This window comes from Stenotrophomonas maltophilia (assembly GCF_025642255.1).
Taxonomy (GTDB): domain Bacteria; phylum Pseudomonadota; class Gammaproteobacteria; order Xanthomonadales; family Xanthomonadaceae; genus Stenotrophomonas; species Stenotrophomonas maltophilia_P.
Genome location: NZ_CP106759.1, coordinates 3,220,345 through 3,244,590 on the forward strand (window position 1 = coordinate 3,220,345; position 24,246 = coordinate 3,244,590).

Here is a 24,246-nt window from a genome sequence, read left to right on the forward strand (position 1 = left end):
GGAATCGTCTTGATGGCTGCCATAAAAAAAGAACAGGGAGCCAAAGCTCCCTGTCCTTCATCCGATCACACTAGCTGTGAGAATCACTCTTCCGGAGTTTCTTCTTCACCGGCAGCGGCCTGGCAGGAACCCGGGCGGAACTTGACATCGATCGAGCCACCGCAGCTCCAGCTCGGAACCACGCCCTTCGAGCCATCACCCGACGGGGTCAGCGTGATGGTCTTGTTGTCAATCAGGGTATCGCCAACGCCCTTCGCAGTGGCAACGATCGACTTGCCATCCCATTCCAGCTTGGAGACGTACTGAGTTTCCTGGAAGTCCGGCTTCCACGACGCCGGCGGCAGGGCATTGTTGCTGGCCACGTATTCCGACACGTCGGTACGCAGCGAAGAAGCCGCAAGGATCACTTCCGAGACCTTGGCCTTCTTGGTGTAGTTCGAGTAAGCCGGCAGCGCGATGGCGGCCAGGATGGCGATGATCGCAACGACGATCATCAGTTCGATCAGGGTGAAGCCCTTCTGGTTCTTCATGGTGGTACGTCCCCAAGTAGTGGTGGTTGATTTTCCGGGTGCGGCAACCGGCCGGCCAGATGACCGGATGAGCAGGCTGCCCGTCCCCGCGGGTGGATCAACGCAGGTTGCGTGCCAATCTCCCATGGCCACGCCTCCCCCGATTTCCCCGCGCCAATGATGGCAGCTATTTCGCGGATGGGAACCCCCCTGCGCCGAATCTGCGATGGACGCGGCAATGTGACGCAGCGCGTCACCTTCCGCCTCGACGCGTCGAAAACCCTGCACGCCGTCACGTCGGCAGGCTCCCCGGACGGGCCTGAACCGGCTACCATCGCCGCTCAGGATGCCCGCCTGGGGATGGCGGGCCTGGGGAGCCAACATGTCTGTGAGTCGCAGTGCGATCAAGAAGGAGCCCGTGGCCCGCGCCACGATGGAGCTGCAGCCGTTTGTCTGGGAGGGGACCGACAAGCGGGGCATAAAGATGAAGGGCGAGCAGCTGGCGAAAAACGCCAACCTGCTGCGCGCCGAACTGCGCAAACAGGGCATCAGCCCGGGCCAGGTCAAGCCCAAGCCGAAGCCGCTGTTCGGTGCGGCTGGCAGGCCGGTCTCGCCGAAGGACATCGCGTTCTTCAGCCGGCAGATGGCCACGATGATGAAGTCCGGCGTGCCGATCGTGTCGGCGCTGGAGATCATCGGCAGCGGGCACAAGAACCCGCGCATGAAGAAGATGGTGGACACGATCCGCACCGACATCGAGGGCGGCTCGTCGCTGTACGAGGCCATCAGCAAGCATCCGGTGCAGTTCGATGAGCTCTACCGCAACCTGGTGCGGGCCGGCGAAAGCGCCGGTGTGCTGGAGACCGTGCTGGACACCATCGCCTCCTACAAGGAAAACCTGGAGGCGCTGAAGGGCAAGATCAAGAAGGCGCTGTTCTACCCGGCCATGGTGCTGGTGGTGGCGTTCCTGGTCAGCACGATCCTGCTGGTCTGGGTGGTCCCGCAGTTCGAGGAAGTCTTCCAGAGCTTCGGCGCCGACCTGCCGGCATTCACCCAGATGGTGGTGAACCTGTCGCGGTTCATGGTGTCGTGGTGGTGGCTGATCGCCATCGTCGCCATCGGCGCGGTGGTGGCGATCGCCATGACCTACCGGCGATCGGAGAAGATGCAGCACACCGTCGACCGGCTGATCCTGAAGGTGCCGGTGATCGGGCAGATCATGCACAACAGTGCGATCGCCCGCTTCTCCCGCACCACAGCGGTGACCTTCAAGGCCGGCGTGCCGCTGGTGGAGGCCCTGGGCATCGTCGCCGGCGCCACCGGCAACAAGGTCTACGGCGAGGCGGTGCTGCGCATGCGCGACGACGTTTCGGTCGGCTATCCGGTCAACATGGCGATGAAGCAGCTGAACCTGTTCCCGCACATGGTGATCCAGATGACCGGCATCGGCGAGGAGGCCGGCGCCCTTGACACCATGCTGTTCAAGGTCGCCGAATACTACGAGCAGGAGGTCAACAACGCCGTGGATGCCTTGAGCAGCCTGCTGGAACCGATGATCATGGTGTTCATTGGTACCATTGTCGGCGGCCTGGTCATTGCGATGTACCTGCCGATCTTCAAACTGGGCGCCGTCGTCGGATAAAAATACATGGCTTTTCTCGACCAGCACCCCGGCCTCGGCTACCCCGCCGCGGCCGGACTGGGACTGCTGCTGGGCAGTTTCCTCAATGTTGTCATCCTGCGCCTGCCCAAGCGGCTGGAATGGCAGTGGAAGCGCGATGCGCGCGAAGTGCTGGAGGAACCGGACTTCTACGAGCCGCCGCCGCCGGGCATCGTGGTCGAGCCGTCGCACTGCCCGCATTGCAAGCACAAGCTGTCCTGGTACGAGAACATCCCGCTGTTCAGCTGGCTGATCCAGGGGGGCAAATGCCGCCACTGCAAGGCGCCGATCTCGCTGCAGTACCCGCTGGTGGAAGCGATGACCGCCCTGCTGGTGCTGGCCTGCGTGTGGCAGTTCGGCTTCGGCTGGCAGGGCTTCGGCGCCATCGTGCTGACCTGTTTCCTGATCGCGCTGTCCGGCATCGACCTGCGCACCCAGCTGCTGCCCGACCAGCTGACCCTGCCCCTGATGTGGCTGGGCCTGATCGGCAGCATCGACAATCTGTACATGCCCGCCAAGCCGGCCCTGGTCGGCGCGGCCGTGGGCTATCTGTCGCTGTGGACGGTCTGGTGGCTGTTCAAGCAGCTGACCGGCAAGGAGGGCATGGGCCATGGTGACTTCAAGCTGCTGGCGGCGCTCGGCGCCTGGTGCGGCCTGAAGGGCATCCTGCCGATCATCCTGCTGTCCTCGGTGATCGGCGCCATCGTCGGTTCGATCTGGCTCTACAGCCGGGGACGCGATCGCGCCACGCCGATTCCGTTCGGCCCGTACCTGGCCATCGCCGGCTGGTTGTTCTTCATGTGGGGCGAACCGCTGGTGGAGCGCTACCTGGCCCTGAGCGGCCTGCGCTGAGGGGGCCGCCGTGAGCCGCTACGTGGTCGGCCTGACCGGCGGCATCGCGGCCGGCAAGAGCGAAGTGACGCGGCGCTTCGAAGCGCTGGGCATCGTGGTGGCCGACGCCGATCTGGCCGCCCGCGCGGTGGTGGCCACCGGCAGCCCGGCACTGGCCCGCATTGCCGACCGGTTCGGCACGGACATGCTGCTGGCCGATGGCAGCCTGGACCGGGCGCGCCTGCGCACCCATGTCTTCGCTGACCCGGCCGAACGGACGGCACTGGAAGCCATCACCCACCCCGCCATCCGCCTGTTGATGCAGCAGCAGTGCACGCAGGCGCCGAGCCCGTACGCCATTGCTGCGATTCCGCTGCTGACCGAGGTGGGCGGCCGCCAGGCCTATCCATGGCTGGACCGGATACTGCTGGTGGATGCACCCGAGGCCGTACAGCACGCCCGGCTGATGCAGCGCGATGGCATCGACGCCGCCCTGGCCGACCAGATGATCGCCGCCCAGGCCAGCCGCGCGCAGCGCCGGGCACTGGCCGATGACGTGGTGGTCAACGATGGGCAGCCGGACGACCTGCAGGCGCAGGTGGAGGCGCTGCACCAGCGCTATCTGGCACTGGCCGCGGGCTGACCCGCCGGGCACGTGCCCGGCGTTGCAGAATCGTCGTGGCAGTGCCCCCGACCATCACTGCAATGTGGCTGTCCCCCTGATTCTCTCGGCCTGCAGCTGCTGCTGCACGTGACACGTCAGTTCCCGCGCGGCCAGAATCAGGCCTTCCATCGCGCCCGGTGGCAGCACGTTCTGCTGGCCACCCCGCGTGCGCGCGATGTGCGCGGCGTACATCATCCGGGTCAGGGTGCCGAGACCTTCGACGGCGCGCCTGAGATCGGCAGGCTGCACTGCGTCGGCGCTGACGCCGCCGGCGTCGATTGGCGTCTGCTGGGCCGGCATATGGCCGTCGCAGCGGGACAGTACGTCCTCGACGCGCTGGGCGACGTCCGGAGACAACTGGCTGATCGAATCACCGACCAGTTGATGCAGGTTGGGGTAACGGATGCGATGCGACATGGCGATGCTCCTGGCAGCCGGCAGAGTGCGCGGACTGGCATCTTGGCCATCTGCACGTCCGGCAATCAGGAGGTAAAAGCGTCAACTGCCCTATAACTATCCGGAACCGTGAGATCGGACACGCAGCGGACGCGGCAGAGCGTGCGCGCGCCGGGTGTCTGGCCGTGCAGAACAGATGCGTTCATGCCGTTAGCGACAGCGACGCCCTGGAAGAGGCGTCCCTGCAGGGCCGGGCCCTGCTCCGCAGGCAAAGGATCTGCTACAGCGGCCTGGGCGAGAACGTCAGCGTTGCGATCACGCCCCGCTCGCCCCCGGGGCGCACGCTGACCTGCCAGCCGTACAGGTCGCAGAGGCGGCTGACGATCGACAGGCCGATGCCGCCGCCCTGCGAATGGCCCGCGTGCGTACCGCGGTAACCGCGCTGGAACAGCTTGGCCGCATCTTCCTCGCTCAGGCCCGGACCACTGTCGGTGACCGAGACCGAGTTGGCCCCTACGTGCACGCGGACTTCGCCATCCTGCGAGTACTTCACCGCGTTGCCGATGAGGTTGCCCAGCGCCACCGAAAGCGCGGCCTCGGGCGCGTCGATCACCAGGTTGCGCTCGCCCTCCAGCGCCAGTTCCAGGGGTTTGCCCCCCAGCTGCGCGCGGTGCGCGTCCAGCAGCTGCTCGGCCACGCGGGCAACATTGCTGGTGCCCTGCCCCCGCTCGTTCCGGGACAGCAGCAGCAAAGCGCCGATCAGATCACTGCACTGCTGCTCGGCACGCTGGATGCGCTGCAGGCGCTGCAGCACCTTTTCATCCAGGCCGGGACGGGTCAGCAGCAGCTCGGTGGCGCCGCGGATCACCGCCAGCGGCGTGCGCAGTTCGTGGCTGACGTCCGCATTGAACTCACGGTCGCGCTGCACCACTTCGGTCAATCGCGAGGAGTAGTCGTCCAGCGCCTGGGCCAGCTGGCCCACTTCGTCGTCGGGGAAGCGCGGCGCCAGCGGCTCAGGCTCGCTGGTGCCGCCCCGGTAGGCGCGCAGGCGGGCCGCCAGGTCCGATACCGGCTTCATCACCTTCGAGGCCGACCACCAGCCCAGCACCAGCGACAGCAGGCTGAACACCAGCACCGACAGTACCAGGGCGCGGTTGAGCTGCTTGCTGCCGCGCATGCTGTCGGTCATGTCATAGGCCAGGAAGAACCACGCATCGTCGGCCTTGCGCACGGCAAGCTTGTAGGCGTACGGCTGCCCCTGTTCGTCGGTCCCGCTGAGGTTGTAGTTGCCGGTCTGCAGGTCAGCCCATTGCGGCCAGGACTCACGCGCCTTGTCGAACTTGTCCGCCGAATAGGCATACGCGCGGATCTGCTGTACCGGCACGGCCGGATTGCGTCCGGGGTGCTCGTAGAAGCGACGGGCGTATTCTTCAATGTTGTGGTTGATCACATCCTCGACCAGCTGGTTCTCCACCCGAATCCGGGCCCAGTTGGTGGCGAACGCGAACAGTGTTGTCAGGCAGAAGCCCAACAACACGAATGACACGATGATTCGACTGCGCAGGCGGCGCCGATACGGCGTGCGCCGGCGCTCCCCCTTGGTTGCCACGGGATCAGCTTTCCGGGGTGGCGATGCGGTATCCGATGCCATGGCGGGTCTGGATCAGCGGCACTTCGAACGGCTTGTCGACCACGGCACGCAGACCGTGGATATGGACGCGCAGCGAATCCGAGTCGGGCAGCTCCTCGCCCCACACGCGGGTTTCCAGTTCCTGGCGGGTGACCACGGCCGGCGCCGCTTCCATCAGCGCCTGCAGGATTTTCAGTGCGGTCGGGTTGAGCTGCAGCAGCTTGCCCTGGCGGCGCACTTCCAGCGTGTCCAGGTTGTACTCCAGGTCGCCGGTTTCCAGCACGCGGGTCTGCACCCCCTTGCCACGTCGGGACAGCGCGTTCAAACGCACTTCCACTTCCTGCAGCGCGAACGGCTTGATCAGGTAGTCGTCCGCACCGGAATCAAAACCCGCCAGCTTGTTGTCCAGCGAGTCACGAGCGGTCAGCATCAGCACCGGGGTCTGCTTGCGTGCTTCGTTGCGAAGCTTGCGGCAGACCTCGATTCCGTCCATTCCCGGCAGGTTGAGATCCAGCACGATCGCGTCGAACTCGTGCACTACGGCCAGATGCAGTCCGGTCACGCCATCGGCGGCGAAGTCCACGGTGTGGCCCCGGTCCTCGAGGTAGTCGCCCAGATTGGCCGCAATGTCGCTGTTGTCTTCGATTACCAGGATTCTCACTGTCACCTCTAGTTGACGAATTTTCCGACGCGCTGGGCCTGGCCCATATCACGCTGTGCCTTGTCCTTCTGCCGGGCGCGCTCGGCGACAGTCATGCACTGCGTCGTGTGCCGGTTCGAACCCGTGGCTTTCTCACGTTGGCATATTAGACGACTATCTTCACGTGACTGTGTCAAAACCGTGTTCACGACCTGCTGGTCGTTGATGACATCGGTTCGTACCCGTTCAGGCATCAGATCCCGGTTCGGGTACTGCTCCACGGCAGCGCGCAGGCGCACCAGCGCTTCGCGGACCCGGCTGCGGTCGGCCATCGTCAGTTCGCTGTAGGTCTCGCCGTCGTTGAGTTCGACTTCGATGCGCTCGAGCTGCTGCTGCAGCGGCTTGCCGGAGGCAAAGACCTCGCCGCCCTGCTTGGATGCGGAGGCGGTGGCGGCCAGGGCCAATCCGGAGAACAGGAGCGCAGGCAAAAGGAGGGACTTCATGGCAAACGGATCCTTGTCTGAGTTGAGAGCCGACTGTATTCGCACCACCTTCACGCCAGCAAGTGCCACGCGTGGGGGCGGCGGACGGCCTAGCGGTTGCTGGCAGGGTTGAGATTGTTGAACGTGCGCTGGTCATTGATCAGCGCCTTGCCCTTTTCTTCGATGCGGCGACGTTCGGCGACAGTGAGGCAACGGCCCTTGGGCATGTTGCTGCCGGTGGTGCGCTGGTAGGTGCAGACCTGGCGGCTGTCGTCGTGCGCGCGGGCGAGCAGCTGGTTGACCCGCTCCTGGTCGTTGAACACCTGCGCCTGTACCTGCGGCGGCAGCTCATCGACCCGCTGCCGGTCCCCCATGCGCTGGGTGATGCGGGCCAGCGCCTGCTGGATCTGGCTGCGGTCATCGGCGCTCAGTTCGGCGTACTCCGGCGCCTGCAGCGCCTTCTCGACCTGTTGGACCTGGCCGGCAACCGGAGCCTGGCGATCCATCTGCAGGGCGCTCTTCTCTGTCTTGGCGACAGCAGCGCCCGACAGGCACAGCAACAACGCGATCATCGTGATGCGGTACATCGCCTACCTCCCGGTCCATCGGAACGAAGGCCCAACTCTACGAGCGCCCCTGGGTCGCCACAAGTGGCGCGTGGCCTACGGACGCGCATAAAAAAGGCCCAGGCGGTGCACCCGCCTGGGCCTGAAGTCGTATCCCGATACCGATCCTGCTGAGAGGCAGAGCTGCGGTTCGCTGAAGCCTACGCCCGCACCGATTAAAGGCATGTTAAAGCAGCGTCTCGCCGCCCAAAGAGAATCTCAACTTACTGAAAAATCAGGGTTTTTTCAGCTTCTCGACGTGCTCGATGATGCGCATGGCCACGTCCACCCCGCAGGCTGCCTCGATACCTTCCAGGCCCGGGGTCGAGTTGACCTCCAGCACCAGCGGGCCCCGCTGCGAGCGGATCAGGTCGACGCCGCAGACCGACAACCCCAGAGCCTTGGCCGAGCGCACCGCGACCTGCTGTTCGGCGCGGCTGGCCTTGGCCGCCACGGCGGTGCCGCCGGCGTGCAGGTTGGAACGAAAGTCGCCTTCAGGCGCCTGCCGCTGCATCGAGGCCACCACCTGGTCGCCGACCACGAAACAGCGCAGATCGGCCCCCTTGGCTTCTCCGATGAACTCCTGCATGAGGAAGTTGGCATACAGGCCACGCAGCGCCTCGACGATCCCGCGCGAGGCACTGGCCTTTTCGGTCAGGATCACGCCGCGCCCCTGCGTTCCCTCGTTGAGCTTCACCACATGCGGCGGCGGCCCCAGCATCGACAGCAGATCGACGGTGTCATCGGGGTTGTCGCCGAACACCGTGACCGGCATGTCGATGCCTTTGGCCGCCAGCAGCTGATGCGCGCGCAGCTTGTCGCGCGAGCGCAGGATCGCGTCGGACGGATTGGGCGTACGCGCGCCCATCAGCTCGAACTGGCGCAGGACCGCAGTGCCATATCGCGTGATCGACGCACCGATGCGCGGAATGACCATGTCCACACCGGTCATCGGCCGCCCTTTGTAGTGCATCGAGAATCCGTCGGCAGCGATGCGCATGTAGCAGCGCAGCGGATCGAGGATGCGCACCGTGTGGCCGCGCGCACGCCCCGCCTCGACCAGCCGGCGGGTGGAATACAGGGAGCTGTTGCGGGACAGGATGGCGAGCTTCATCGCGGCGGGATCGGTCGGCAGGCGCGCAGCATAGCGCGGCCGTGTGGCGGGCGGATGATGCCCCGCGGTTGCCGGGACAGGGGGCCACAGTCCAGCCAGCAACAGCCCGACACCGATGCCGTCGGGCTGCGGCTGCCGCGTTTTATCGGCCCGTATTGATCCGTGCAACGACCTCCCGCACCCTCTTGGTGTAGGCCGCCAAAAGCTCTCTGGACTGCTCCGGCGTGACCGCCTTGCCGACGTGGCCAGGCTGTGCGGCATAGTCCCGCTGGAAATCGCACATTTCCACGGATACCGCGCTGCTGACGTCGTCCTGCGCAACGGAGGGCGCACCGGTACTGCCATCCGCATTGACGTTGATCATGAACGCGCGGTCGCCCGTGTAGCCGCCGAAGCTGTTCTTCGCGTTGACCATCCCGCAGACAATCGTACCGTCGAACATCGCAAACGCCTGACGGATGACGATCTTTGCCGAGTCAGGATCCTTCAGCGCCCGACGGACCCCCGCCTCCGCTATGGCCCGATCAGCCTCGACCTTCTGCTTTCTTGCATCTTCTTCGGTCGGCGTGCATGCCGCCGCAATACCCATCAACGCAACCGCAAGAATCCGATTCCGCATTCCCCCCCCCTGCCACTGGCTTGAATGTTGCCGCACTTTACCGGCTTATCGCCCCGCCAGACCATCGGCAAGCACGGGAAGCGCCCACGCTTCACCGACTCACAGAGCCGGCAGGCACAGAAAGATGCAAAAGGGGAAACATCTAGGTTCGCGGCCGATCCGGAAAACACACGCATCGTTGCGGAAGATGGAGCGGGCGATGGGAATCGAACCCACGTCAGTAGCTTGGGAAGCTACAGCTCTACCATTGAGCTACGCCCGCGTCGCGTGGTGAAAGTCTATGCGGTCGAGCCGGTGTTGCGCAATGGTGGCCACCGCATGCGCCGGGCATGGCCCGACGCTACCATGCAGCCTTCCCAGGCCCTTGCGGGGCCTGGGAAGGTGCGTTCGTCAGAAACTGCCGCTGAAGCTGGCAAACAGCGTCGCGTCACGTGCACGCTTCTGCGCGGTGGAGGTGCTCAGGCCGATGTTGCTCTGCAGCCCGAACAGCTCCGTGCGGGCGCCCAGCACCAAGGTGGCGTAATCCTTGTCGAACTTCAGGCCCGGCACGCGGTAGCTGCCCAGCTCCGGCAGGGACTGCAGCCAGGCGCTGGCCTGCTTGGTGTCTTCGAACTCGTGGTCGTAGGTGGCCTGCACGTAGGGCTTGAAGGTGCCGCCATCGAAGCGCGCCTGCCAGCCGATGCGACCGACAGTGGAGTCCAGCTCCTGGTTGTTGTAACCCAGCGCAGTGGCCAGCGTGCCGGCGTCGGCGCTCTCCGTATAGCCGTCGATCTTCACCTTCTGCCAGATCACGGCAGCCACCGGACCGTGGCGGAAGCCGCCCTCGGTGCCGAACTCGTACCCCGCATTGATGGCGGCGGTGAGATTGCTGCCATCTGCCGAACCGCCATGCTCACGGGTGGCCGGACCCAGCTGCACCTTGCGGGTCACGTCGTAGTCGAGCCAGCTGTAGCTGACCTGCCCGTTGACCCAGGCACGCTCGCCGTACCAGCCAGCGAACAGGCCCAGCGTGGTGTCGGACTGGGTGAAATCGCCGCGGCTGTTGCCGAAATCGGCATCCATGCGTCCATAGCCACCGAAGCCGCCAAAGACCATGCCGTCACGCGACCAGTCGACACCGAACAGGCCGGCCGGCGCCAGGCCGTCGTAGAGATCGGCGTGGTCATAACGCTGCATGTCGCCGCGCACACCGCCCCACCACGACAGGCCGTCAGCGGGACGACCGCCCAGATGCATGCCGACCTGGTCGGCGCGCGAACGGCCGATGGTCTGCGCCGAATGGCTGAGCACCTGCTGCAGGCGCGGGCCTTCCAGCACGGATACCGCGTACTGGCCCAGCAGTGCATGGCCTGCCGTGGTCGGATGCACGCCGTCGGCGAACAGGTAGGTCTTCGCGGCATCCGGGCTGACGTAGGACGTCGGGTTGCAGCCGATGATGCTCTGCGTCGAATTGGCCGGGTCGATGGTGCAGGCCGTGCTGGTGACGTTGGTGAAACCGTACATGGCCGGATTGGCGGCCACTTCACTGAGCACCGTGAAGGTATCCAACGGGATGAATTCGATGCCCGCCTGCTTCAGCCCGCCATACAGGGCGTTGTTGTAGCCGGCCGACAGCGCGGTGGCGGCGGCGGCATTGGGGCCACGGAAGGACGGCGTCAGGCCGACGTTGGGCAGGTTCGGCACCAGCACGTACTGGGCGCCCGCCTGCTTCAGCGCGCCGACCAGGGCGATCTGGTCGGTGACGGCCGCGCCGATGATGGCCTGCGCCTGTGCCGGCGCCGCAGCGGCCGCGAACAGGTCGTTGGCGCCGCCCCAGACGGTGTACAGCGCGTTGGCATCGGCTTTGCCGCCATTTGCGGCCAGGTAGCGGGTGAGTTGCGTCTTCAGCGACGGAATGGGCCCCAGGGCACCAGTGACCTCCACCGACACGCGCGCACCGCCGGCGGCATAGTTGTCGCCGTTCTGGCCGTTGCCGTTGGGCGTACCGTTCAGGCCGTAGTAGTTGGCGACCTGCTGCGACCAGACCCAGCCCGGATTGGTGGTGAACTGGCCGGTGACCTGCTGTGTTGCCGGGGGCAGCAGCGGCCGGAAATAGCCCGCGTCGGTCAGGCTGTCGCCGAAGAACACCGCGTGCGAGTAAGGGGATTCGCCTGCCATGGCCGGAACCGCGGCCAGTGCGATCGCGGCCGCCATCAGGGAGCGGATCGGGCGTTTGCTGAGCAGCATGTAAAGAACTCCTGTGGGGACGTCATTGAGGATCCGGCGTGCGTACGCCGGCGCACGGTGAATGGTTTCACCGCACCGACGATTGCTCACGCTGCGCCGCCGCATGAATTGCCGCGCAGCCCGCCAATCGCAGGCTGCGCCGATGCGGGCGCCGTGCGGAGGAACGGATGGTTTCCGTCCTGACGGGCCATACGCGACAATGCCGCCATGAACATCCAGCTCAACGGCGAACCCCGCACCCTGCACGCTTCGGCAACCCTCCATGACCTGCTCGAGGCCGAGCAGCTGCTGCAGCGCCGGGTGGCGGTCGAGGTCAATGGCGAGATCGTCAGCCGCAGCCGCCATGGCGAGCACCGCCTTGCCGAAGGTGACGTGGTGGAGATCGTGCACGCCCTGGGTGGGGGTTGAGGCACGACGCCCACGCTGCGCGCTCGCCGGGCATGGCCCGGCGCTGCCCCTGCACCTGCCTCCCGGCGGCATCGAAGTGACGACCCCATCTTCAGGCGGATAAGCGATAATCGCGCCATGAACGTTCATGTCTCCCCCGATTCGCTGGTGATCGCCGGCAAGACCTACGGCTCGCGGCTGCTCACCGGCACCGGCAAGTTCAAGGATCTGGAAGAAACCCGCCTGGCCACCGAGGCCGCTGGCGCCCAGATCGTCACCGTGGCCATCCGCCGCACCAACATCGGGCAGAACCCCGGCGAGCCGAACCTGCTGGACGTGCTGCCGCCGGAGCGCTTCACCATCCTGCCCAACACCGCCGGCTGCTACACCGCCGAAGACGCGGTGCGCACGTGCCGCCTGGCCCGTGAACTGCTGGACGGCCACAACCTGACCAAGCTGGAAGTGCTGGGCGACCAGAAGACCCTGTACCCGGACGTGATGCAGACCCTCAAGGCCGCCGAACAGCTGGTCAAGGATGGCTTCGAGGTCATGGTCTACACCTCCGACGACCCGATCCTGGCCAAGCGCCTGGAAGAGATCGGCTGCGCTGCGGTGATGCCGCTGGCCGCGCCGATCGGTTCGGGCCTGGGCATCCAGAACAAGTACAACCTGCTGCAGATCATCGAAGACGCCCGGGTGCCGATCATCGTCGATGCCGGCGTCGGTACGGCATCGGATGCGGCGATCGCGATGGAGCTGGGCTGCGATGGCGTGCTCATGAACACGGCCATTGCCGGCGCGCGCAGCCCGGTGCTGATGGCCAGCGCGATGCGCAAGGCGGTCGAAGCCGGCCGTGAGGCGTTCCTGGCCGGGCGCATCCCGCGCAAGCGCTACGCCAGCGCGTCGTCGCCGGTGGATGGGTTGATCGGCTGATGACCAATCCTTTCGACAGCGCTGGGTCCAAGGCCCCGCCCAAGCCGTTCACCGTCAGCGAGGGGCGCCGCGAGGTGCGCAGTTTCGTGCTGCGCCAGGGCCGCTTCACGCCTGCCCAGCAGCGCGCGTTCGACGAACGCTGGCCGCGCTTCGGCCTGGATTACAGCGGCCAGCCGCGCGACCTGGACGCCACCTTCGGTCGCCCGGCGCACAAGGTGCTGGAGATCGGCTTCGGCAACGGCGCTGCACTGCGCTTTGCTGCCCAGCATGACCCGTCGCGCGACTACATCGGCATCGAAGTGCACGCGCCCGGTGTCGGCCGCCTGCTGAACGCCCTGGCCGACGACAACGCCGACCACGTGCGCCTGTACCACCATGACGCGGTGGAAGTACTGCAGAACGAGATCGCCGATGGCGCGCTCGATGAAGTGCGCATCTACTTCCCGGACCCGTGGCACAAGAAGCGCCACAACAAGCGCCGACTGCTGCAGCCGGCCTTCGCAGAGCTGCTGGTGCGCAAGCTGCGTGCGGGCGGCCGCCTGCACTGCGCCACCGACTGGGAAGACTACGCCGAACAGATGTGGGACGTGCTCGATGCGACCGCCGGCCTGGTCAACCGGGCCGGTCCACGGGGCAGCGTGCCGCGCCCGGAATGGCGGCCGCAGACCCACTTCGAGACCCGCGGCCAGAAGCTCGGCCATGGCGTCTGGGACCTGTTGTACGACCGCACCTGACGATCGCCCGAGGACGCCGCGCCCCACATGGATACCGCGCTGACGCTGACCAACGACATGAAGCTCGTACTCGGGCTGGTCGGCTTCACGATGGCGATGTTCCTGTTCGAGCGGATCCGCGCCGACGTCGTCGCGCTGGTGGTGCTGGTGGTACTGGGTGTGACCGGCCTGATCGCCCCGGAGGAAATCTTCGGCGGCTTCTCCGGCAACGCGGTGATGAGCATCATCGCCACCACCATCCTCGGTGCGGGCCTTGACCGCACCGGCGCACTGAACCGGCTCGCGGCCTGGCTGCTGCGACGCGGACATGGCATCGAGCAGCGCCTGCTGATGATGACCACGGCCATCGCCGGCCTGAACTCGTCCTTCATGCAGAACCCGTCGGTGATGGCGCTGTACCTGCCGGTCGCCTCGCGGTTGGCGGCACGCACCGGGCTGACCATGCAGCGGCTGCTGCTGCCGATCTCGGCGGCGATCGTGATGGGCGGTGCGCTGACCATGGTCGGCAACTCGCCGCTGATCCTGCTGAACGACCTGCTGGCCTCGGCCAACAACAACCTGCCCTCCGGCCTGGCCAGCATCGAGCCGCTGCGCATGTTCGCGCCGCTGCCGATCGGCGTGGCGCTGCTGATCGCCTCGCTGCTGTACTTCCGCTATTACGGCGATCGCAAGCTGATCGAGGAAGAGACCCTGGTCAACGATGGGGTCACCCCGGCCCGTACCGAGAGCTACTTCGCCAAGACCTACGGCATCGAAGGCGATGTGTTCGAACTGGTGGTCACCGCCGAAAGCCCGCTGGTCGGCATGACCCTGGGCGAGGCCGAGAGCCTGCATGACGCGCCGCTGCTGCTGGCGCTGAAGACCGGCAACGATACGCGGCTGGCGCCACCGGCGGAAATGCGCATCTGGGTGGGCAGTGTGCTGGGCGCGATGGGTCCGCGCGAGCAGATCGGCGATTTCGCCCAGAACCAGTTCCTGCGCATGTCCTCGCGGCTGAAGCACCTGGGCGACCTGTTCAATCCCAGCCGCGCGGGCATTTCCGAGGCGGTGGTGCCGCCGACCTCGAACGTGATCGGCAAGAGTGCGGCCGACCTGCGCCTGCGCAAGGAGCGCGGCATCAGCCTGCTGGCGATCAACCGCGACAAACAGGTGATCCGCGAGGACGTGCGCGACGTGCAGCTGCGCGCTGGCGACATGCTGGTCTTCCACAGCATCTGGACCGACCTGGCGCAGGCCGCCAAGAGCCGTGACTTCGTGGTGGTCACCGACTACCCGACCGGCGAACAGCGCCCGCACAAGTTCAAGATCGCCATGGCGATATTCGCGCTGACGATCCTGATCGCGCTGACCAGCAAGCTTCCGGTAGCGCTGACCCTGATGACCGGCGTGGCCGGCATGTTGCTGACGGGCGTGCTGCGGATGGACGAGGCCTATGCCTCGATCAACTGGAAAACCGTGTTCATGATGGCCGGACTGATCCCGCTCGGCTGGGCGATGGACTCCAGCGGCGCGGCGGCCTGGGTCGCCGGCCACACCATCGACAAGCTCCCCACCGGCATACCGGTGTGGGTGCTGGAGCTGGCCCTGGCGCTGCTGACAACGGTGTTCTCGCTGGTGATCAGCCATGTCGGCGCAACCATCGTGATGGTGCCCATCGCGGTGAATCTGGCGCTGGCGGCGGGTGGCAACCCCACCGCGTTCGCACTGATCGTGGCGCTGTCGGCCTCCAACAATCTGATGACGGCCTCCAATCCGGTCATCTCGATGATCACCGGCCCGGCCAACTACACCCCGCGCGAGATGTGGCGGGTCGGCGGACCGTTGTCGCTGATCTACACCTGTGTGGTGGTGCTGATGATCAACCTGATGTTCTGAGGGTCGGGTTCATCGGCAGGGCTGCGCCCTGCACCCGCAGAAGCAACGTCAACACCAACGCCAAAGGCAGGCACTCCGCCTTCGACAGATCGGTAGCGTCGAGCCATGCTCGACTGCATCTGGCCTCAGGCCAGGTAGACCTGCCCATCACGCACGTCCACCGGCACCGCGCGCAGGCGGTCGCCCTTGCAGGGGCCGGCGATGCAGTCACCGCTGTCCAGCGCGAACGAGGCGCCGTGGGCGGCGCAGACCAGATGCCCCTCGCGGCTCTTCAGGAACTGCCCCGGCGCCCAGTCCAGGCGACGGTCGGCATGCGGGCAGATGTTCAGGAAGGCGCGCACCTGTGCGCCGTCGCGATACAGCAGCAACGACTCGGCATCGCCCTCGACCACTGCTTCGACCTCGGCAAACGCACCATCGGCAATGGCATCAAGGGCGATCAGGGCAACAGCGGCAGTCATGGCGAAGGCTCGGACAGTAAAGAAGCATTGTCGCATGCCTGCTCAGGTGACTGGCTGCAGGATGAACACAAGTCATTGATTCGTAATAAGCACAGGCTATATTTAACGAGTTTTTCACTCAATGACAGTGCGGGCTCCCGATACTCTGGTTTCGCTGATTTCCCAGCCTATCGAGCCGCCATGTTCAATCGCGATTCCGCCTTCAACCAGTTCCGCACCCTGTTCGCGCCGCGCAAGCCGCGGCACCCGCTGGTGCGCGTTGCCGTGGGCCTGCTCGGCCTGGCGATCCTGGCCGCGATGGTGTTCATCGGCGTGTTCGTCGGTGCGGCGATGATCCTGGTCGGCCTGGCGTGGAAGCTGCTGGCCTCGCGCAAGGCGGGTGCAGCCCGACCGGCCGACCCGACCGTGGTCGAGGGCGAGTACCGGGTGGTGCGCAAGCCGGTGCTGCCGGCCTCGCGCTGAGCCCTGCCGGCCGGCGTGCCCGCTGACGGCGGGCGCCATGCGTTCTAGACTGCGGGCATTCCCTTCCTGGATGCCCGCATGTCCGATGTTTCCGATGTGATCCCTGCACCTGCCACGCCGCGTGTTCCGGTGGTGGGCGGTGGCAGCTTCCCCGTGCACCGCGTCTACTGCGTGGGTCGCAACTTTGCCGACCATGCGCGCGAAATGGGAGCCGCGGTGCCGGCGGCCGACGACCGCGGCCGGCCGATGTTCTTCAGCAAGCCTGCCGATGCGCTGGTGGTCGGCCATGACGATGCCATCCCCTATCCGCCCGCGACGGCCAACCTGCATCACGAAGTGGAGCTGGTGGTGGCCATCGGTCGTGATGCCCCGGCCGGCGAGCTTCCCGTGGCCGATGCCGAAGCGCTGGTGTACGGCTATGCCGTCGGCCTGGACCTGACCCGCCGCGATCTGCAGGCGGCCGCCAAGGAGAAGGGCCATCCCTGGGACGCCGCCAAGGGCTTCGATGCCTCCGCACCGATCAGCGAGATCGTGCATGCCGGCGAAGTGGGCGATCTGGCGGCGCTGAACCTGTCGCTGGAAGTCAACGGCGAAGTGCGTCAGCAGGCCCTGCTGGACCAGATGATCTGGAACGTGCCGGAAATCCTGCACGAGTTGTCCAAGCTGTGGCAGCTGCGCGCCGGTGACCTGGTGTTCATGGGCACGCCGTCCGGAGTGGCCGCACTGAAGCCGGGCGACCGTTTCAGCGCGCGCCTGGAAAACGTGGCCGAGCGCCACGGCGTGATCGCCGGCTGACACCACCTGCGCTACTCTGCGCGCTGTCCACATCCCCCACAGGAGAAAACACATGGGAGTGCTCACCGAATTCAAGGAATTCGCGATGCGCGGCAACGTCATCGACCTCGCCGTCGGCGTGGTGATCGGCGCCGCCTTCGGCAAGATCGTCACTGCACTGGTCGAGAAGATCATCATGCCGCCGCTGGGCCTGCTGATCGGCAAGGTGGACTTCTCGCAGCTGGCGTGGACGCTGTCGCCGGCACGCATCGGGCCGGACGGCAAGGAGATTCCGGCGGTGGTGATCGGCTACGGTGATTTCATCAACACCCTGATCCAGTTCGTGATCGTGGCGTTCGCCATTTTCCTGGTGATCAAGGTCATCAACCGTCTGTCGCGCAAGAAGGAAGCCGCTCCCGCCGCCCCGGCCGAGGAAGTGGTGCTGCTGCGCGAGATCCGCGACAGCCTGAAGAAATAAGGCGTAGCGCCGGGCCGTACCCGGCGAGCCCGCCGCATGTGAAAGCCCCGCTCCGGCGGGGCTTTCGCTTTGCCGGATGTGGCGGAAAACAGCGTTCGCTCCGGACATGACCTCCCGCCCATGCGCGCGTCTGAACGACTGTTAAGCTCCAAGGCTTGGTCCCTTCCCGGAGTTGTCCATGCGTCGCCGCGTCCTTGCCATCGCATCCTCCCTTGCCCTGCTGGCCGCCCCGGCCTTCGCGGCACCGCGCGCCACCACCCTGCCCCCGGCGTCGCTGGCCACGGCCGCGCAGCTGCGCGATCAGGCCCTGGCCGATGACACCGGCTGGAAGGTGGTCGAGTCGCTGACCACCGAAATCGGTCCACGCATCGCCGGCAGCGAAGCCGACGCGCGTGCGGTCGCCTGGGCCGAAGCCAAGTTCAAGGCCCTGGGTTTCGACAAGGTCTGGAAAGAACCGGTGACCTTCCCGAAGTGGGAGCGCCGCAGCGAACACGCCGCCGTGACCGGCAGGAACCCGCAGCCGCTGCAGATCACCGCACTGGGTGGCAGCCCGGGCGGTACCGTTGAAGCAGAGGTCGTGCGCTTCGCCGACCTGGCCGCGCTGCAGGCCGCGCCCGCCGGTTCACTGAAGGGCAAGATCGCCTTCGTCGATTACCAGATGCTGCCGTTCCGCGATGGCCGCGACTACGGCCGTGGTGGCGCGATCCGCAGCAAGGGACCTTCCGAGGCGATCCGCAAGGGCGCCGTCGGTTTCCTGATGCGCTCGGCCGGCACCGATTCGCACCGCGTGCCGCACACCGGCATCACCCGATTCGATGACGGCCTGACCCCGGTACCGTCCGCGGCCCTGTCGGTGCCCGATGCCGACCAGCTGGCACGTCTGCTGGCACGTGGCAGCACTACGGTGAAAGTCGCGCTGGACTGCGGCTGGGATGGTACTGCGACCTCCTACAACGTGATCGGCGAGATCACTGGCCGCACCCTGCCCAAGGAAGTCGTGGTGATCGGTGGCCATCTGGATTCGTGGGATCTGGGCACCGGTGCCGTCGATGACGGCGCAGGTGTCGGCATCACCATGGCCGCGGGGCATCTGATCGGCCAGCTCAAGCAGGCCCCCAAGCGCACGATCCGGGTGATCGCGTTCGCCAACGAAGAGCAGGGGCTGTACGGCGGCAAGGCTTACGCCGAAGCACATGCAAAGGACGTGGCGCTGCACCAGCTGGCTGCCGAGAGCGATTTCGGTGCCGGCCGCATCTATGCGTTCAATACCGGCTCGCCAAACCCGGAAGGCTCGCGCGAAGCGACCCGGCAGATCGCCGAGGTGATGAAGCCGCTGGGCATCGAGTACGCAGCCGACAAGGGCGGCCCGGGTCCGGATATCGGCCCGCTGGCGGCCAAGGGTGGCGCCTGGGCGTGGCTGGCACAGGATGGTTCGGACTACTTCCACCTGCACCACACCGCCGACGACACGCTGGACAAGATCGACCCGAAGGCGCTGGCGCAGAATGTGGCGGCATACACCGTATTTGCCTATCTGGCCGCAGAGGCCGACGGCAACTTCGGCAGTGAAGCCAAAGCGACCACACCGCCGAACGAGTGAGGGGGCCACGCCGGGCGATGCCCGGTGGGTGCTGCGGGAAAGGAGGTGCGGACCGAGGTCCGCACCCACCAGAGGGGATCGCACCCACCAGGCTGGGTCGCCCCATCTGCCCGGACAGTTACCGTTCCCACGCGCAGGTGTTGCGAACACCAAGCCGGTGCGGATCGAACAGGGGATCCGTCCCCAAGCGACGGTGGTGCTCGTAATCGCGCAGCGCGGCCAGCGCCGGCTTCTGCAGCAGCAGGATGGCGAAGATGTTCAACCAGCTCATCAGGCCCACGCCGATATCCCCCAGCGACCAGGCGACCGTGGCACTGTTCAGCGCCGAGTAGCCGGTGGCCAGCAGGAACAGCAGCTGGAACCCGCCTATCACCCACGGCATCGGGCGGTCCCGGCACAGGTAACTGATGTTGGTCTCGGCCATGTAGTACAGCGCCAGGATGGTGGTGAACGCAAAGGGTAGGATGGCCAACGCCACGAATGAACGGCCGAAGCCCGGCAATGCCGATTCCACCGCGTGCTGCACGAAACGCGGTCCGGCCTCGACGCCCGGCAGATTGCCCAGCAGCAGACGCGCATCATCCGGAATGCCGTTTACCGCCGGGTCGTAGACGTTGTACAGGCCGGTCGAAAGAATAAGGAAGGCGGTCGCACTGCACACCACCATCGTGTCGATATAGACCGAGAACGACTGCACCAGGCCCTGCTTGACCGGATGGGAGACCTCCGCTGCGGCCGCCGGGTGCGCACCACTGCCCATGCCGGCTTCGTTGGACAGCACGCCGCGGCGCACGCCCCACTGGATCGCCGTGCCGATCATGGCGCCGAACGCTGCATCCATGCCGAAGGCACTGCGCAGCACCAGCGCTGCGACCTCCGGCACTTTGTCCGCGTTGAGCACCATTACCATCGCGGCCACCAGCAGATAGGCGATGGCCATCAGCGGTACCAGCCACTGGGCGACACCGGCGATGCGGCGTACACCGCCGACAAGGATGGCACCCAGCGCCACCAGCAGTACGCCGGTGGTGAACACGACCGGTACATCCCAGGCTTCATTCACCGCGCTGGTGATCGCATTGGACTGCGTACCCGCCAGCATCGCGCCGGCCAGCACGGCGACCAGTGCAAACAGCACCGCATACCAGCGCTGGCCCAGTCCCTTCTCGATGTAGTAGGCCGGGCCACCCCGATACTGGCCACCGGCGTCGCGATCCTTGTAGATCTGCGCCAGCGTCGATTCGATGAAGGCGCTGGACGCACCCAGGAAAGCGACAACCCACATCCACAGGATCGCACCGGGACCACCGAAGGCGATGGCCATCGCCACACCGGCGATATTGCCAACGCCCACCCGGCTGGACAGCGACAGGGACAACGCCTGGAACGGGGACACCCCTGCATCGGACCGCTCATGGCGGAACACCAGGCGCAGCATGTCAGGCAGCGCGCGCAGCTGGATGAAGCGGGTGCGCACGCTGAAGTACAGGCCGGCGAGCAGGCACAGCACCACCAGGTAAGGGCTCCACACCACGCCGAGAAGGGCATTGACGATCGATTCGACGTTCATCGCGCCCCCTCAGAAGGACATGCCCAGGGCGACCTGGGGGCTGATGAGGCGGGCGGCATTGCGGCCGGCCACCGTGACCTCCACGCCGGCGATCAGGCCAAGCGAGGGACTGAAGTGGTACTGCAACGCAGGGGCGAAAGTCAGCGTACGGCTGGCCGGGCGCCATTCGTCGACGCGCGCGATGGCGCCGTCCGCGCCGGGAGCGAAGCCGCTGAGGCGTTGCCGGGTCTCGCGGCTGGCCGCCACTTCCATCACCGCCACCCAGCGGGGGTTGACGCTGTATTCGGCGCCGATCGACAGGCCCAGTACCGAACCGCGCGCGACGTGGCCCTGGAAGCCCGCGGCGGTACCGTACACGCTGGCACCGGTGAGGGCCGTGCGGGAAGGCGCCGGACCCGCGCTGAGCTGGGCACGCCAGCGCAGTGGCCGCTCGTTGCCCAGCCACACCACCTGCTGCACGCCCAGCGCGGCAACGGTACGCTGCACGCCGTCACCCTGCGCGTCGAGCGGATTGCCGGTGATGCGGTCATGGCTGCCCGTGCTGAAGCGCTGCACGAGCGCTACTGAAACCGCGGGCCGGGTGCCATCCGCATTGGCCGCCTGCAGCAGATACTGCAGGCGCGCAGTGGTGTCACCCGCGCGGAAACCCTGGCTGTGGGCGGCACCGGATTCGGCGCGCGACGCGCTCAGGTTGACCTGGCCGGTGATCCGCTCACCCAATCCATAGGCGATGGGCACCACCACCGTCCAGCCGCCACTACGTTCACCGCTGCGCTGGCGCTGGCCACGGTCATCGAAGTGATCACGGCTGTCGACACGTACCAGATAGGGTTCGATGTAGCCGCGCCCCTTCGGCATGCCGGCCGGATTCGGGGTGATCAGCGGACCCGTGAAATTGACGCCTTCCAGACTGCGTGCACTGGCATGCACATCGACCGACGCAAGCAGGCTTGACAGCGAGAGGAGCGCGCCGAGGGCGCAACGATGACGACCATGCATGTGGAACACCTTGCCTGACAGGAATGGAACTCCAACCTGCGTCGAGCAAGAGGGCGCAACAATGAGGCAAGTTTCAAAAGCATGCTTGATCGGAAAAATCAGGCTGTACGCAACGCAAGACGACGCAATCCGCCTTAAGCCGCCTTGACGCTGCACGACGTCCGCGGTGGTCCCGCCGGCACATCGCGCAAAAAAAACCCGGCCACGGGGGCCGGGTCCTGGCAGCCGATGGCGGCGACCTGTCCGTCAGCCGTCGCGACGGCTCGCCCACTGCGCCAGCAGCACTGCGGTGGCCGAGGCCACATTTAGGCTCTCCACCGCGCCACTGCCGGGAATGGAGACCTGCAGGTCACATTCCCCGGCCAGGTCGCGGTCCATCCCCTCGCCTTCGGCGCCCATGACGTAGACCAGACGCGCCGGCAGCGACGTGCGGAATACATCGTCACCGCCATCGACGAGTGTGGCCGCCAGACCGAAGCCGGCATCGCGCAGCTGGGCCATCGCCTGCGGGGTCGCAGGCAGCTGCACCAGCGGCACTGCTTCGGCACCGCCTTCGGCCACGCGGGCAGCCGCACCGGACAGCGCCAGCGTGCTGCCGGCCGGCAACAGCAGCGCCTTCGCGCCGAAGTGCGCCGCCGAACGCAGGATCGCGCCGAGGTTGTGCGGATTGCCTACGCCATCCAGCCACAGCGCCAGTGACGGGCCTTCGCCGATCTGCTGCAGCCACTGCGCCAGCGGCACGGTCGGCGCACGCAGCACGTCGGCCACCACGCCTTCGTGGTGGGTGGTGCCGGCCAGCTTGTTCAGATCGCCTTCCTCGACCACGCGGTAACCCACGCGGTTGGCCACGCACCACTTCAACAGCGGCTGCAGGCGCGGAATCCGGGCCTCCAGCAGATACAGCTTGCGCAGTGCCTGCGGCCGCGCTGCGAACGCGGCCAGCACGGCATTCAGGCCGTACAGGCGCAGCTCATCGCTGACTCCGCGTCCACCGCCGCCCGTTGCCGGCAGGTCCGTGCGCGGCAACGGTGTGGCGCGCGGCGGACGAGCGGACGGGCGGCGGTTGTTCCAGGGGTTGTTCACTTACACGTTCTCCTGCTTGCGCTGGCGCCAGAAATCGGCGTTCCGGATGCCCAGTGCATCGGGATCGAACGTCGGATCCAGGCCCAGCTTCTTCTGTCGTTCGTAATCGCGCAGCGCCAGCATGGCGGGCTTCTGGATGATGAAGATGGCGATGATGTTCAGCCAGGCCATCAGGCCCACGCCGATGTCACCCAGGCCCCAGGCCAGGGTCGCGTTGTGGAACGCACCGAACACCACCATGGCGATGATGCCCAGGCGCAGACACAACACGGTCAGCGGACGGTGCTTGTTGTGGTTCACATAGCTGAGATTGGTCTCGGCCATGTAGTAGTACGCCATGATGGTGGTGAAGGCGAAGAAGAAGATCGCCAGCGAGACGAACGACGCGCCCCAGCCCGGCAGCACGGCTTCAACGCCGGCCTGCGCATAGCCCGCCCCTTCCGGAATGCCGGCCAGGCCCTGGAACACCGGAGCCGCGCCTTCCACCGGCGAGTACACGTTGTAGGTACCGCTGGCCAGGATCAGGAACGCGGTGGCGGTGCACACCATCATGGTGTCGAAGTAGATCGCGAACGCCTGCACGTAGCCCTGCTTGGCCGGATGCGAGACTTCCGAGGCCGCCGCCGCGTGCGGGCCCGAGCCCTGTCCGGCTTCGTTGGCGTAGATGCCGCGCTTGACGCCCCATTCGATCGCCAGGCCCATCATCGCGCCGAACGCCGCATGGGTGCCGAACGCGCTGTTGAAGATGATGCCGAACATCTCCGGCACCTGGTCGGCATTGAGGATCATGATGACGATGGCCATCAGGATGAAGGCCGCCGCCATGAACGGCACCACGATCTCGGCGAAGGTGGCGATGCGCTTGACGCCGCCGAAGATCACCACGCCCAGCAGCAGCGCGACCACGATGCCGATGCCGAGCTTGAGCGCGGCAACCGATTCCATGCCGAAGGCCTGGCCATCCAGCGGCCCGCACAGCGCACCGCCACGGCAGGCATTGATGATGCTGTCGGCGATGGCATTGGCCTGTACGCCCGGCATCAGGAAGCCGGCGGCGATGATCGTGGCGATGGCGAAGGCCATGGCATACCACTTCAGGCCCATCGCCTTTTCAATGTAGTACGCCGGGCCGCCACGGTAGCGGCCTTCGGCATCCTTGGTCTTGTAGATCTGCGCCAGGGTGCATTCCACATACGAGGTGGATGCACCGAGGAAGCCCATCACCCACATCCAGAAGATCGCACCGGGGCCACCGAAGGCGATGGCCGTGGCCACGCCGGCGATGTTGCCGATACCCATGCGCCCGGCCATGGACATGGCCAGCGCCTGGAACGAAGAAACACCGGCGTCGGACTTTTCGCCCTTCACGGTGAGGCGGCACATTTCCACGAAGCCGCGGATCTGCATGAAGCGGGTGCGGACGCTGAAATAAAGGCCGGCCGCCAGGCACACGAAGATCAGTGCCTTGCTCCAGATGATGCTGTTGACGAAATGTACGGTAGCTTCCACGCGCG

25 protein-coding genes and 1 tRNA gene are annotated in these 24,246 nt (G+C 66.2%); 11 read left to right on the forward strand and 15 right to left on the reverse strand.

Going from position 1 to position 24,246, the window contains the following annotated elements; genetic code table 11:
* Positions 1 to 83: 83 nt before the first annotated feature.
* Complete coding sequence (locus tag N8888_RS14760) at positions 84 to 530, reverse strand: pilin (RefSeq protein WP_053517032.1); 447 nt, start codon at positions 528 to 530, stop codon at positions 84 to 86.
* Between the two features lie 361 nt (positions 531 to 891).
* Between N8888_RS14760 and N8888_RS14770 the strand changes: the two genes are divergently transcribed.
* From N8888_RS14770 to coaE, 3 genes are read left to right on the forward strand one after another with little or no spacing between them, the layout of a single operon-like run.
* Entirely contained in the window at positions 892 to 2,151 is a 1,260-nt protein-coding gene (locus N8888_RS14770) for a type II secretion system F family protein (RefSeq protein ID WP_263175469.1), read from the forward strand.
* A gap of 6 nt (positions 2,152 to 2,157) precedes the next feature.
* The gene (locus N8888_RS14775) at positions 2,158 to 3,021 is read left to right on the forward strand and encodes a prepilin peptidase (protein WP_053517036.1); all 864 of its coding nucleotides are present in this window, start codon (positions 2,158 to 2,160) and stop codon (positions 3,019 to 3,021) included.
* Positions 3,022 to 3,031: 10 nt separating this feature from the next.
* Positions 3,032 to 3,643, forward strand: coding sequence for a dephospho-CoA kinase (gene coaE / locus N8888_RS14780; protein WP_053517038.1), 612 nt, complete (start codon positions 3,032 to 3,034; stop codon positions 3,641 to 3,643).
* 54 nt (positions 3,644 to 3,697) lie between these two features.
* On the opposite strand, the gene N8888_RS14785 is transcribed toward coaE, so the two are convergent.
* From N8888_RS14785 to N8888_RS14825, 9 genes are all read right to left on the reverse strand, one after another.
* Positions 3,698 to 4,081 (reverse strand): hypothetical protein, encoded by a 384-nt coding sequence (locus N8888_RS14785; RefSeq protein WP_053517040.1) that lies wholly within the window; start codon positions 4,079 to 4,081, stop codon positions 3,698 to 3,700.
* A gap of 259 nt (positions 4,082 to 4,340) precedes the next feature.
* The gene (locus N8888_RS14790) at positions 4,341 to 5,711 is read right to left on the reverse strand and encodes a sensor histidine kinase (RefSeq protein WP_053517042.1); all 1,371 of its coding nucleotides are present in this window, start codon (positions 5,709 to 5,711) and stop codon (positions 4,341 to 4,343) included.
* Positions 5,674 to 6,351: a response regulator transcription factor gene (locus N8888_RS14795; RefSeq protein ID WP_053517044.1), complete on the reverse strand. Its 678-nt coding sequence runs from the start codon at positions 6,349 to 6,351 to the stop codon at positions 5,674 to 5,676. The genes N8888_RS14790 and N8888_RS14795 overlap by 38 nt, the downstream gene beginning before the upstream one ends.
* An 8-nt stretch (positions 6,352 to 6,359) precedes the next feature.
* A complete protein-coding gene (locus N8888_RS14800) occupies positions 6,360 to 6,833 on the reverse strand; it encodes a hypothetical protein (RefSeq protein WP_065175768.1) in 474 nt (157 codons plus the stop codon).
* Between the two features lie 89 nt (positions 6,834 to 6,922).
* Positions 6,923 to 7,399 (reverse strand): hypothetical protein, encoded by a 477-nt coding sequence (locus N8888_RS14805; RefSeq protein ID WP_263175474.1) that lies wholly within the window; start codon positions 7,397 to 7,399, stop codon positions 6,923 to 6,925.
* Positions 7,400 to 7,652: 253 nt separating this feature from the next.
* On the reverse strand, positions 7,653 to 8,531 hold the full coding sequence (gene rimK, locus N8888_RS14810; protein ID WP_263175475.1) for a 30S ribosomal protein S6--L-glutamate ligase: 879 nt from the start codon (positions 8,529 to 8,531) through the stop codon (positions 7,653 to 7,655).
* A 142-nt stretch (positions 8,532 to 8,673) separates the two neighbouring features.
* The gene (locus tag N8888_RS14815) at positions 8,674 to 9,120 is read right to left on the reverse strand and encodes a hypothetical protein (RefSeq protein ID WP_065181652.1); all 447 of its coding nucleotides are present in this window, start codon (positions 9,118 to 9,120) and stop codon (positions 8,674 to 8,676) included.
* A gap of 218 nt (positions 9,121 to 9,338) precedes the next feature.
* Positions 9,339 to 9,412 (reverse strand) — tRNA-Gly (locus N8888_RS14820).
* 128 nt (positions 9,413 to 9,540) lie between these two features.
* Positions 9,541 to 11,343 (reverse strand): autotransporter outer membrane beta-barrel domain-containing protein, encoded by a 1,803-nt coding sequence (locus N8888_RS14825; RefSeq protein WP_263178416.1) that lies wholly within the window; start codon positions 11,341 to 11,343, stop codon positions 9,541 to 9,543.
* Positions 11,344 to 11,583: 240 nt separating this feature from the next.
* Between N8888_RS14825 and thiS the strand changes: the two genes are divergently transcribed.
* From thiS to N8888_RS14845, 4 genes are all read left to right on the forward strand, one after another.
* Complete coding sequence (gene thiS / locus N8888_RS14830; RefSeq protein ID WP_053517056.1) at positions 11,584 to 11,784, forward strand: sulfur carrier protein ThiS; 201 nt, start codon at positions 11,584 to 11,586, stop codon at positions 11,782 to 11,784.
* A 117-nt stretch (positions 11,785 to 11,901) separates the two neighbouring features.
* Entirely contained in the window at positions 11,902 to 12,696 is a 795-nt protein-coding gene (locus N8888_RS14835) for a thiazole synthase (protein WP_053517058.1), read from the forward strand.
* Complete coding sequence (gene trmB / locus N8888_RS14840; protein ID WP_053517060.1) at positions 12,696 to 13,430, forward strand: tRNA (guanosine(46)-N7)-methyltransferase TrmB; 735 nt, start codon at positions 12,696 to 12,698, stop codon at positions 13,428 to 13,430. Before N8888_RS14835 ends, trmB begins: the two co-directional genes overlap by 1 nt.
* A 27-nt stretch (positions 13,431 to 13,457) precedes the next feature.
* Positions 13,458 to 15,305 carry an SLC13 family permease gene (locus N8888_RS14845; RefSeq protein ID WP_053517063.1) on the forward strand — a complete coding sequence of 616 codons (1,848 nt, stop codon included), beginning with the start codon at positions 13,458 to 13,460 and terminating at the stop codon, positions 15,303 to 15,305.
* A gap of 125 nt (positions 15,306 to 15,430) precedes the next feature.
* Here N8888_RS14845 and N8888_RS14850 read toward each other — a convergent pair whose 3' ends face one another.
* Entirely contained in the window at positions 15,431 to 15,766 is a 336-nt protein-coding gene (locus N8888_RS14850) for a Rieske (2Fe-2S) protein (protein ID WP_263175480.1), read from the reverse strand.
* A gap of 180 nt (positions 15,767 to 15,946) precedes the next feature.
* On the opposite strand from N8888_RS14850, the gene N8888_RS14855 reads away from it, so the two are divergent.
* From N8888_RS14855 to N8888_RS14870, 4 genes are all read left to right on the forward strand, one after another.
* A complete protein-coding gene (locus N8888_RS14855; protein WP_128988456.1) occupies positions 15,947 to 16,228 on the forward strand; it encodes a hypothetical protein in 282 nt (93 codons plus the stop codon).
* 78 nt (positions 16,229 to 16,306) lie between these two features.
* The gene (locus N8888_RS14860; protein WP_065181655.1) at positions 16,307 to 17,023 is read left to right on the forward strand and encodes a fumarylacetoacetate hydrolase family protein; all 717 of its coding nucleotides are present in this window, start codon (positions 16,307 to 16,309) and stop codon (positions 17,021 to 17,023) included.
* Positions 17,024 to 17,075: 52 nt separating this feature from the next.
* Positions 17,076 to 17,480, forward strand: coding sequence for a large-conductance mechanosensitive channel protein MscL (gene mscL, locus N8888_RS14865; RefSeq protein ID WP_053517072.1), 405 nt, complete (start codon positions 17,076 to 17,078; stop codon positions 17,478 to 17,480).
* Between the two features lie 178 nt (positions 17,481 to 17,658).
* Positions 17,659 to 19,080 (forward strand): M28 family peptidase, encoded by a 1,422-nt coding sequence (locus tag N8888_RS14870; protein ID WP_053517073.1) that lies wholly within the window; start codon positions 17,659 to 17,661, stop codon positions 19,078 to 19,080.
* A 118-nt stretch (positions 19,081 to 19,198) separates the two neighbouring features.
* On the opposite strand, the gene N8888_RS14875 is transcribed toward N8888_RS14870, so the two are convergent.
* From N8888_RS14875 to N8888_RS14890, 4 genes are all read right to left on the reverse strand, one after another.
* Positions 19,199 to 20,650, reverse strand: a complete 1,452-nt coding sequence (locus tag N8888_RS14875) for an alanine/glycine:cation symporter family protein (RefSeq protein WP_263175484.1) — start codon at positions 20,648 to 20,650, stop codon at positions 19,199 to 19,201.
* A gap of 9 nt (positions 20,651 to 20,659) precedes the next feature.
* Positions 20,660 to 21,649, reverse strand: coding sequence for a hypothetical protein (locus tag N8888_RS14880; protein ID WP_263175486.1), 990 nt, complete (start codon positions 21,647 to 21,649; stop codon positions 20,660 to 20,662).
* A gap of 246 nt (positions 21,650 to 21,895) precedes the next feature.
* The gene (locus N8888_RS14885) at positions 21,896 to 22,732 is read right to left on the reverse strand and encodes a TrmH family RNA methyltransferase (RefSeq protein WP_263175487.1); all 837 of its coding nucleotides are present in this window, start codon (positions 22,730 to 22,732) and stop codon (positions 21,896 to 21,898) included.
* On the reverse strand, positions 22,733 to 24,241 hold the full coding sequence (locus N8888_RS14890; protein ID WP_065175761.1) for an alanine/glycine:cation symporter family protein: 1,509 nt from the start codon (positions 24,239 to 24,241) through the stop codon (positions 22,733 to 22,735).
* Positions 24,242 to 24,246 lie beyond the last annotated feature (5 nt).

Excerpts from the sequence above, each read along its gene's own strand:
- N8888_RS14760 (WP_053517032.1), bottom strand. The coding sequence starts at position 530 with ATGAAGAACCAGAAGGGCTTCACCCTGATCGAACTGATGATCGTCGTT.
- N8888_RS14770 (WP_263175469.1), top strand. The coding sequence starts at position 892 with ATGTCTGTGAGTCGCAGTGCGATCAAGAAGGAGCCCGTGGCCCGCGCC.
- N8888_RS14775 (WP_053517036.1), top strand. The coding sequence starts at position 2,158 with ATGGCTTTTCTCGACCAGCACCCCGGCCTCGGCTACCCCGCCGCGGCC.
- N8888_RS14785 (WP_053517040.1), bottom strand. The coding sequence starts at position 4,081 with ATGTCGCATCGCATCCGTTACCCCAACCTGCATCAACTGGTCGGTGAT.
- N8888_RS14790 (WP_053517042.1), bottom strand. The coding sequence starts at position 5,711 with ATGGCATCGGATACCGCATCGCCACCCCGGAAAGCTGATCCCGTGGCA.
- N8888_RS14800 (WP_065175768.1), bottom strand. The coding sequence starts at position 6,833 with ATGAAGTCCCTCCTTTTGCCTGCGCTCCTGTTCTCCGGATTGGCCCTG.
- N8888_RS14805 (WP_263175474.1), bottom strand. The coding sequence starts at position 7,399 with ATGTACCGCATCACGATGATCGCGTTGTTGCTGTGCCTGTCGGGCGCT.
- rimK (WP_263175475.1), bottom strand. The coding sequence starts at position 8,531 with ATGAAGCTCGCCATCCTGTCCCGCAACAGCTCCCTGTATTCCACCCGC.
- N8888_RS14815 (WP_065181652.1), bottom strand. The coding sequence starts at position 9,120 with ATGGGTATTGCGGCGGCATGCACGCCGACCGAAGAAGATGCAAGAAAG.
- N8888_RS14825 (WP_263178416.1), bottom strand. The coding sequence starts at position 11,343 with ATGGCGGCCGCGATCGCACTGGCCGCGGTTCCGGCCATGGCAGGCGAA.
- thiS (WP_053517056.1), top strand. The coding sequence starts at position 11,584 with ATGAACATCCAGCTCAACGGCGAACCCCGCACCCTGCACGCTTCGGCA.
- N8888_RS14835 (WP_053517058.1), top strand. The coding sequence starts at position 11,902 with ATGAACGTTCATGTCTCCCCCGATTCGCTGGTGATCGCCGGCAAGACC.
- trmB (WP_053517060.1), top strand. The coding sequence starts at position 12,696 with ATGACCAATCCTTTCGACAGCGCTGGGTCCAAGGCCCCGCCCAAGCCG.
- N8888_RS14845 (WP_053517063.1), top strand. The coding sequence starts at position 13,458 with ATGGATACCGCGCTGACGCTGACCAACGACATGAAGCTCGTACTCGGG.
- N8888_RS14850 (WP_263175480.1), bottom strand. The coding sequence starts at position 15,766 with ATGACTGCCGCTGTTGCCCTGATCGCCCTTGATGCCATTGCCGATGGT.
- N8888_RS14855 (WP_128988456.1), top strand. The coding sequence starts at position 15,947 with ATGTTCAATCGCGATTCCGCCTTCAACCAGTTCCGCACCCTGTTCGCG.
- N8888_RS14860 (WP_065181655.1), top strand. The coding sequence starts at position 16,307 with ATGTCCGATGTTTCCGATGTGATCCCTGCACCTGCCACGCCGCGTGTT.
- mscL (WP_053517072.1), top strand. The coding sequence starts at position 17,076 with ATGGGAGTGCTCACCGAATTCAAGGAATTCGCGATGCGCGGCAACGTC.
- N8888_RS14870 (WP_053517073.1), top strand. The coding sequence starts at position 17,659 with ATGCGTCGCCGCGTCCTTGCCATCGCATCCTCCCTTGCCCTGCTGGCC.
- N8888_RS14875 (WP_263175484.1), bottom strand. The coding sequence starts at position 20,650 with ATGAACGTCGAATCGATCGTCAATGCCCTTCTCGGCGTGGTGTGGAGC.
- N8888_RS14880 (WP_263175486.1), bottom strand. The coding sequence starts at position 21,649 with ATGCATGGTCGTCATCGTTGCGCCCTCGGCGCGCTCCTCTCGCTGTCA.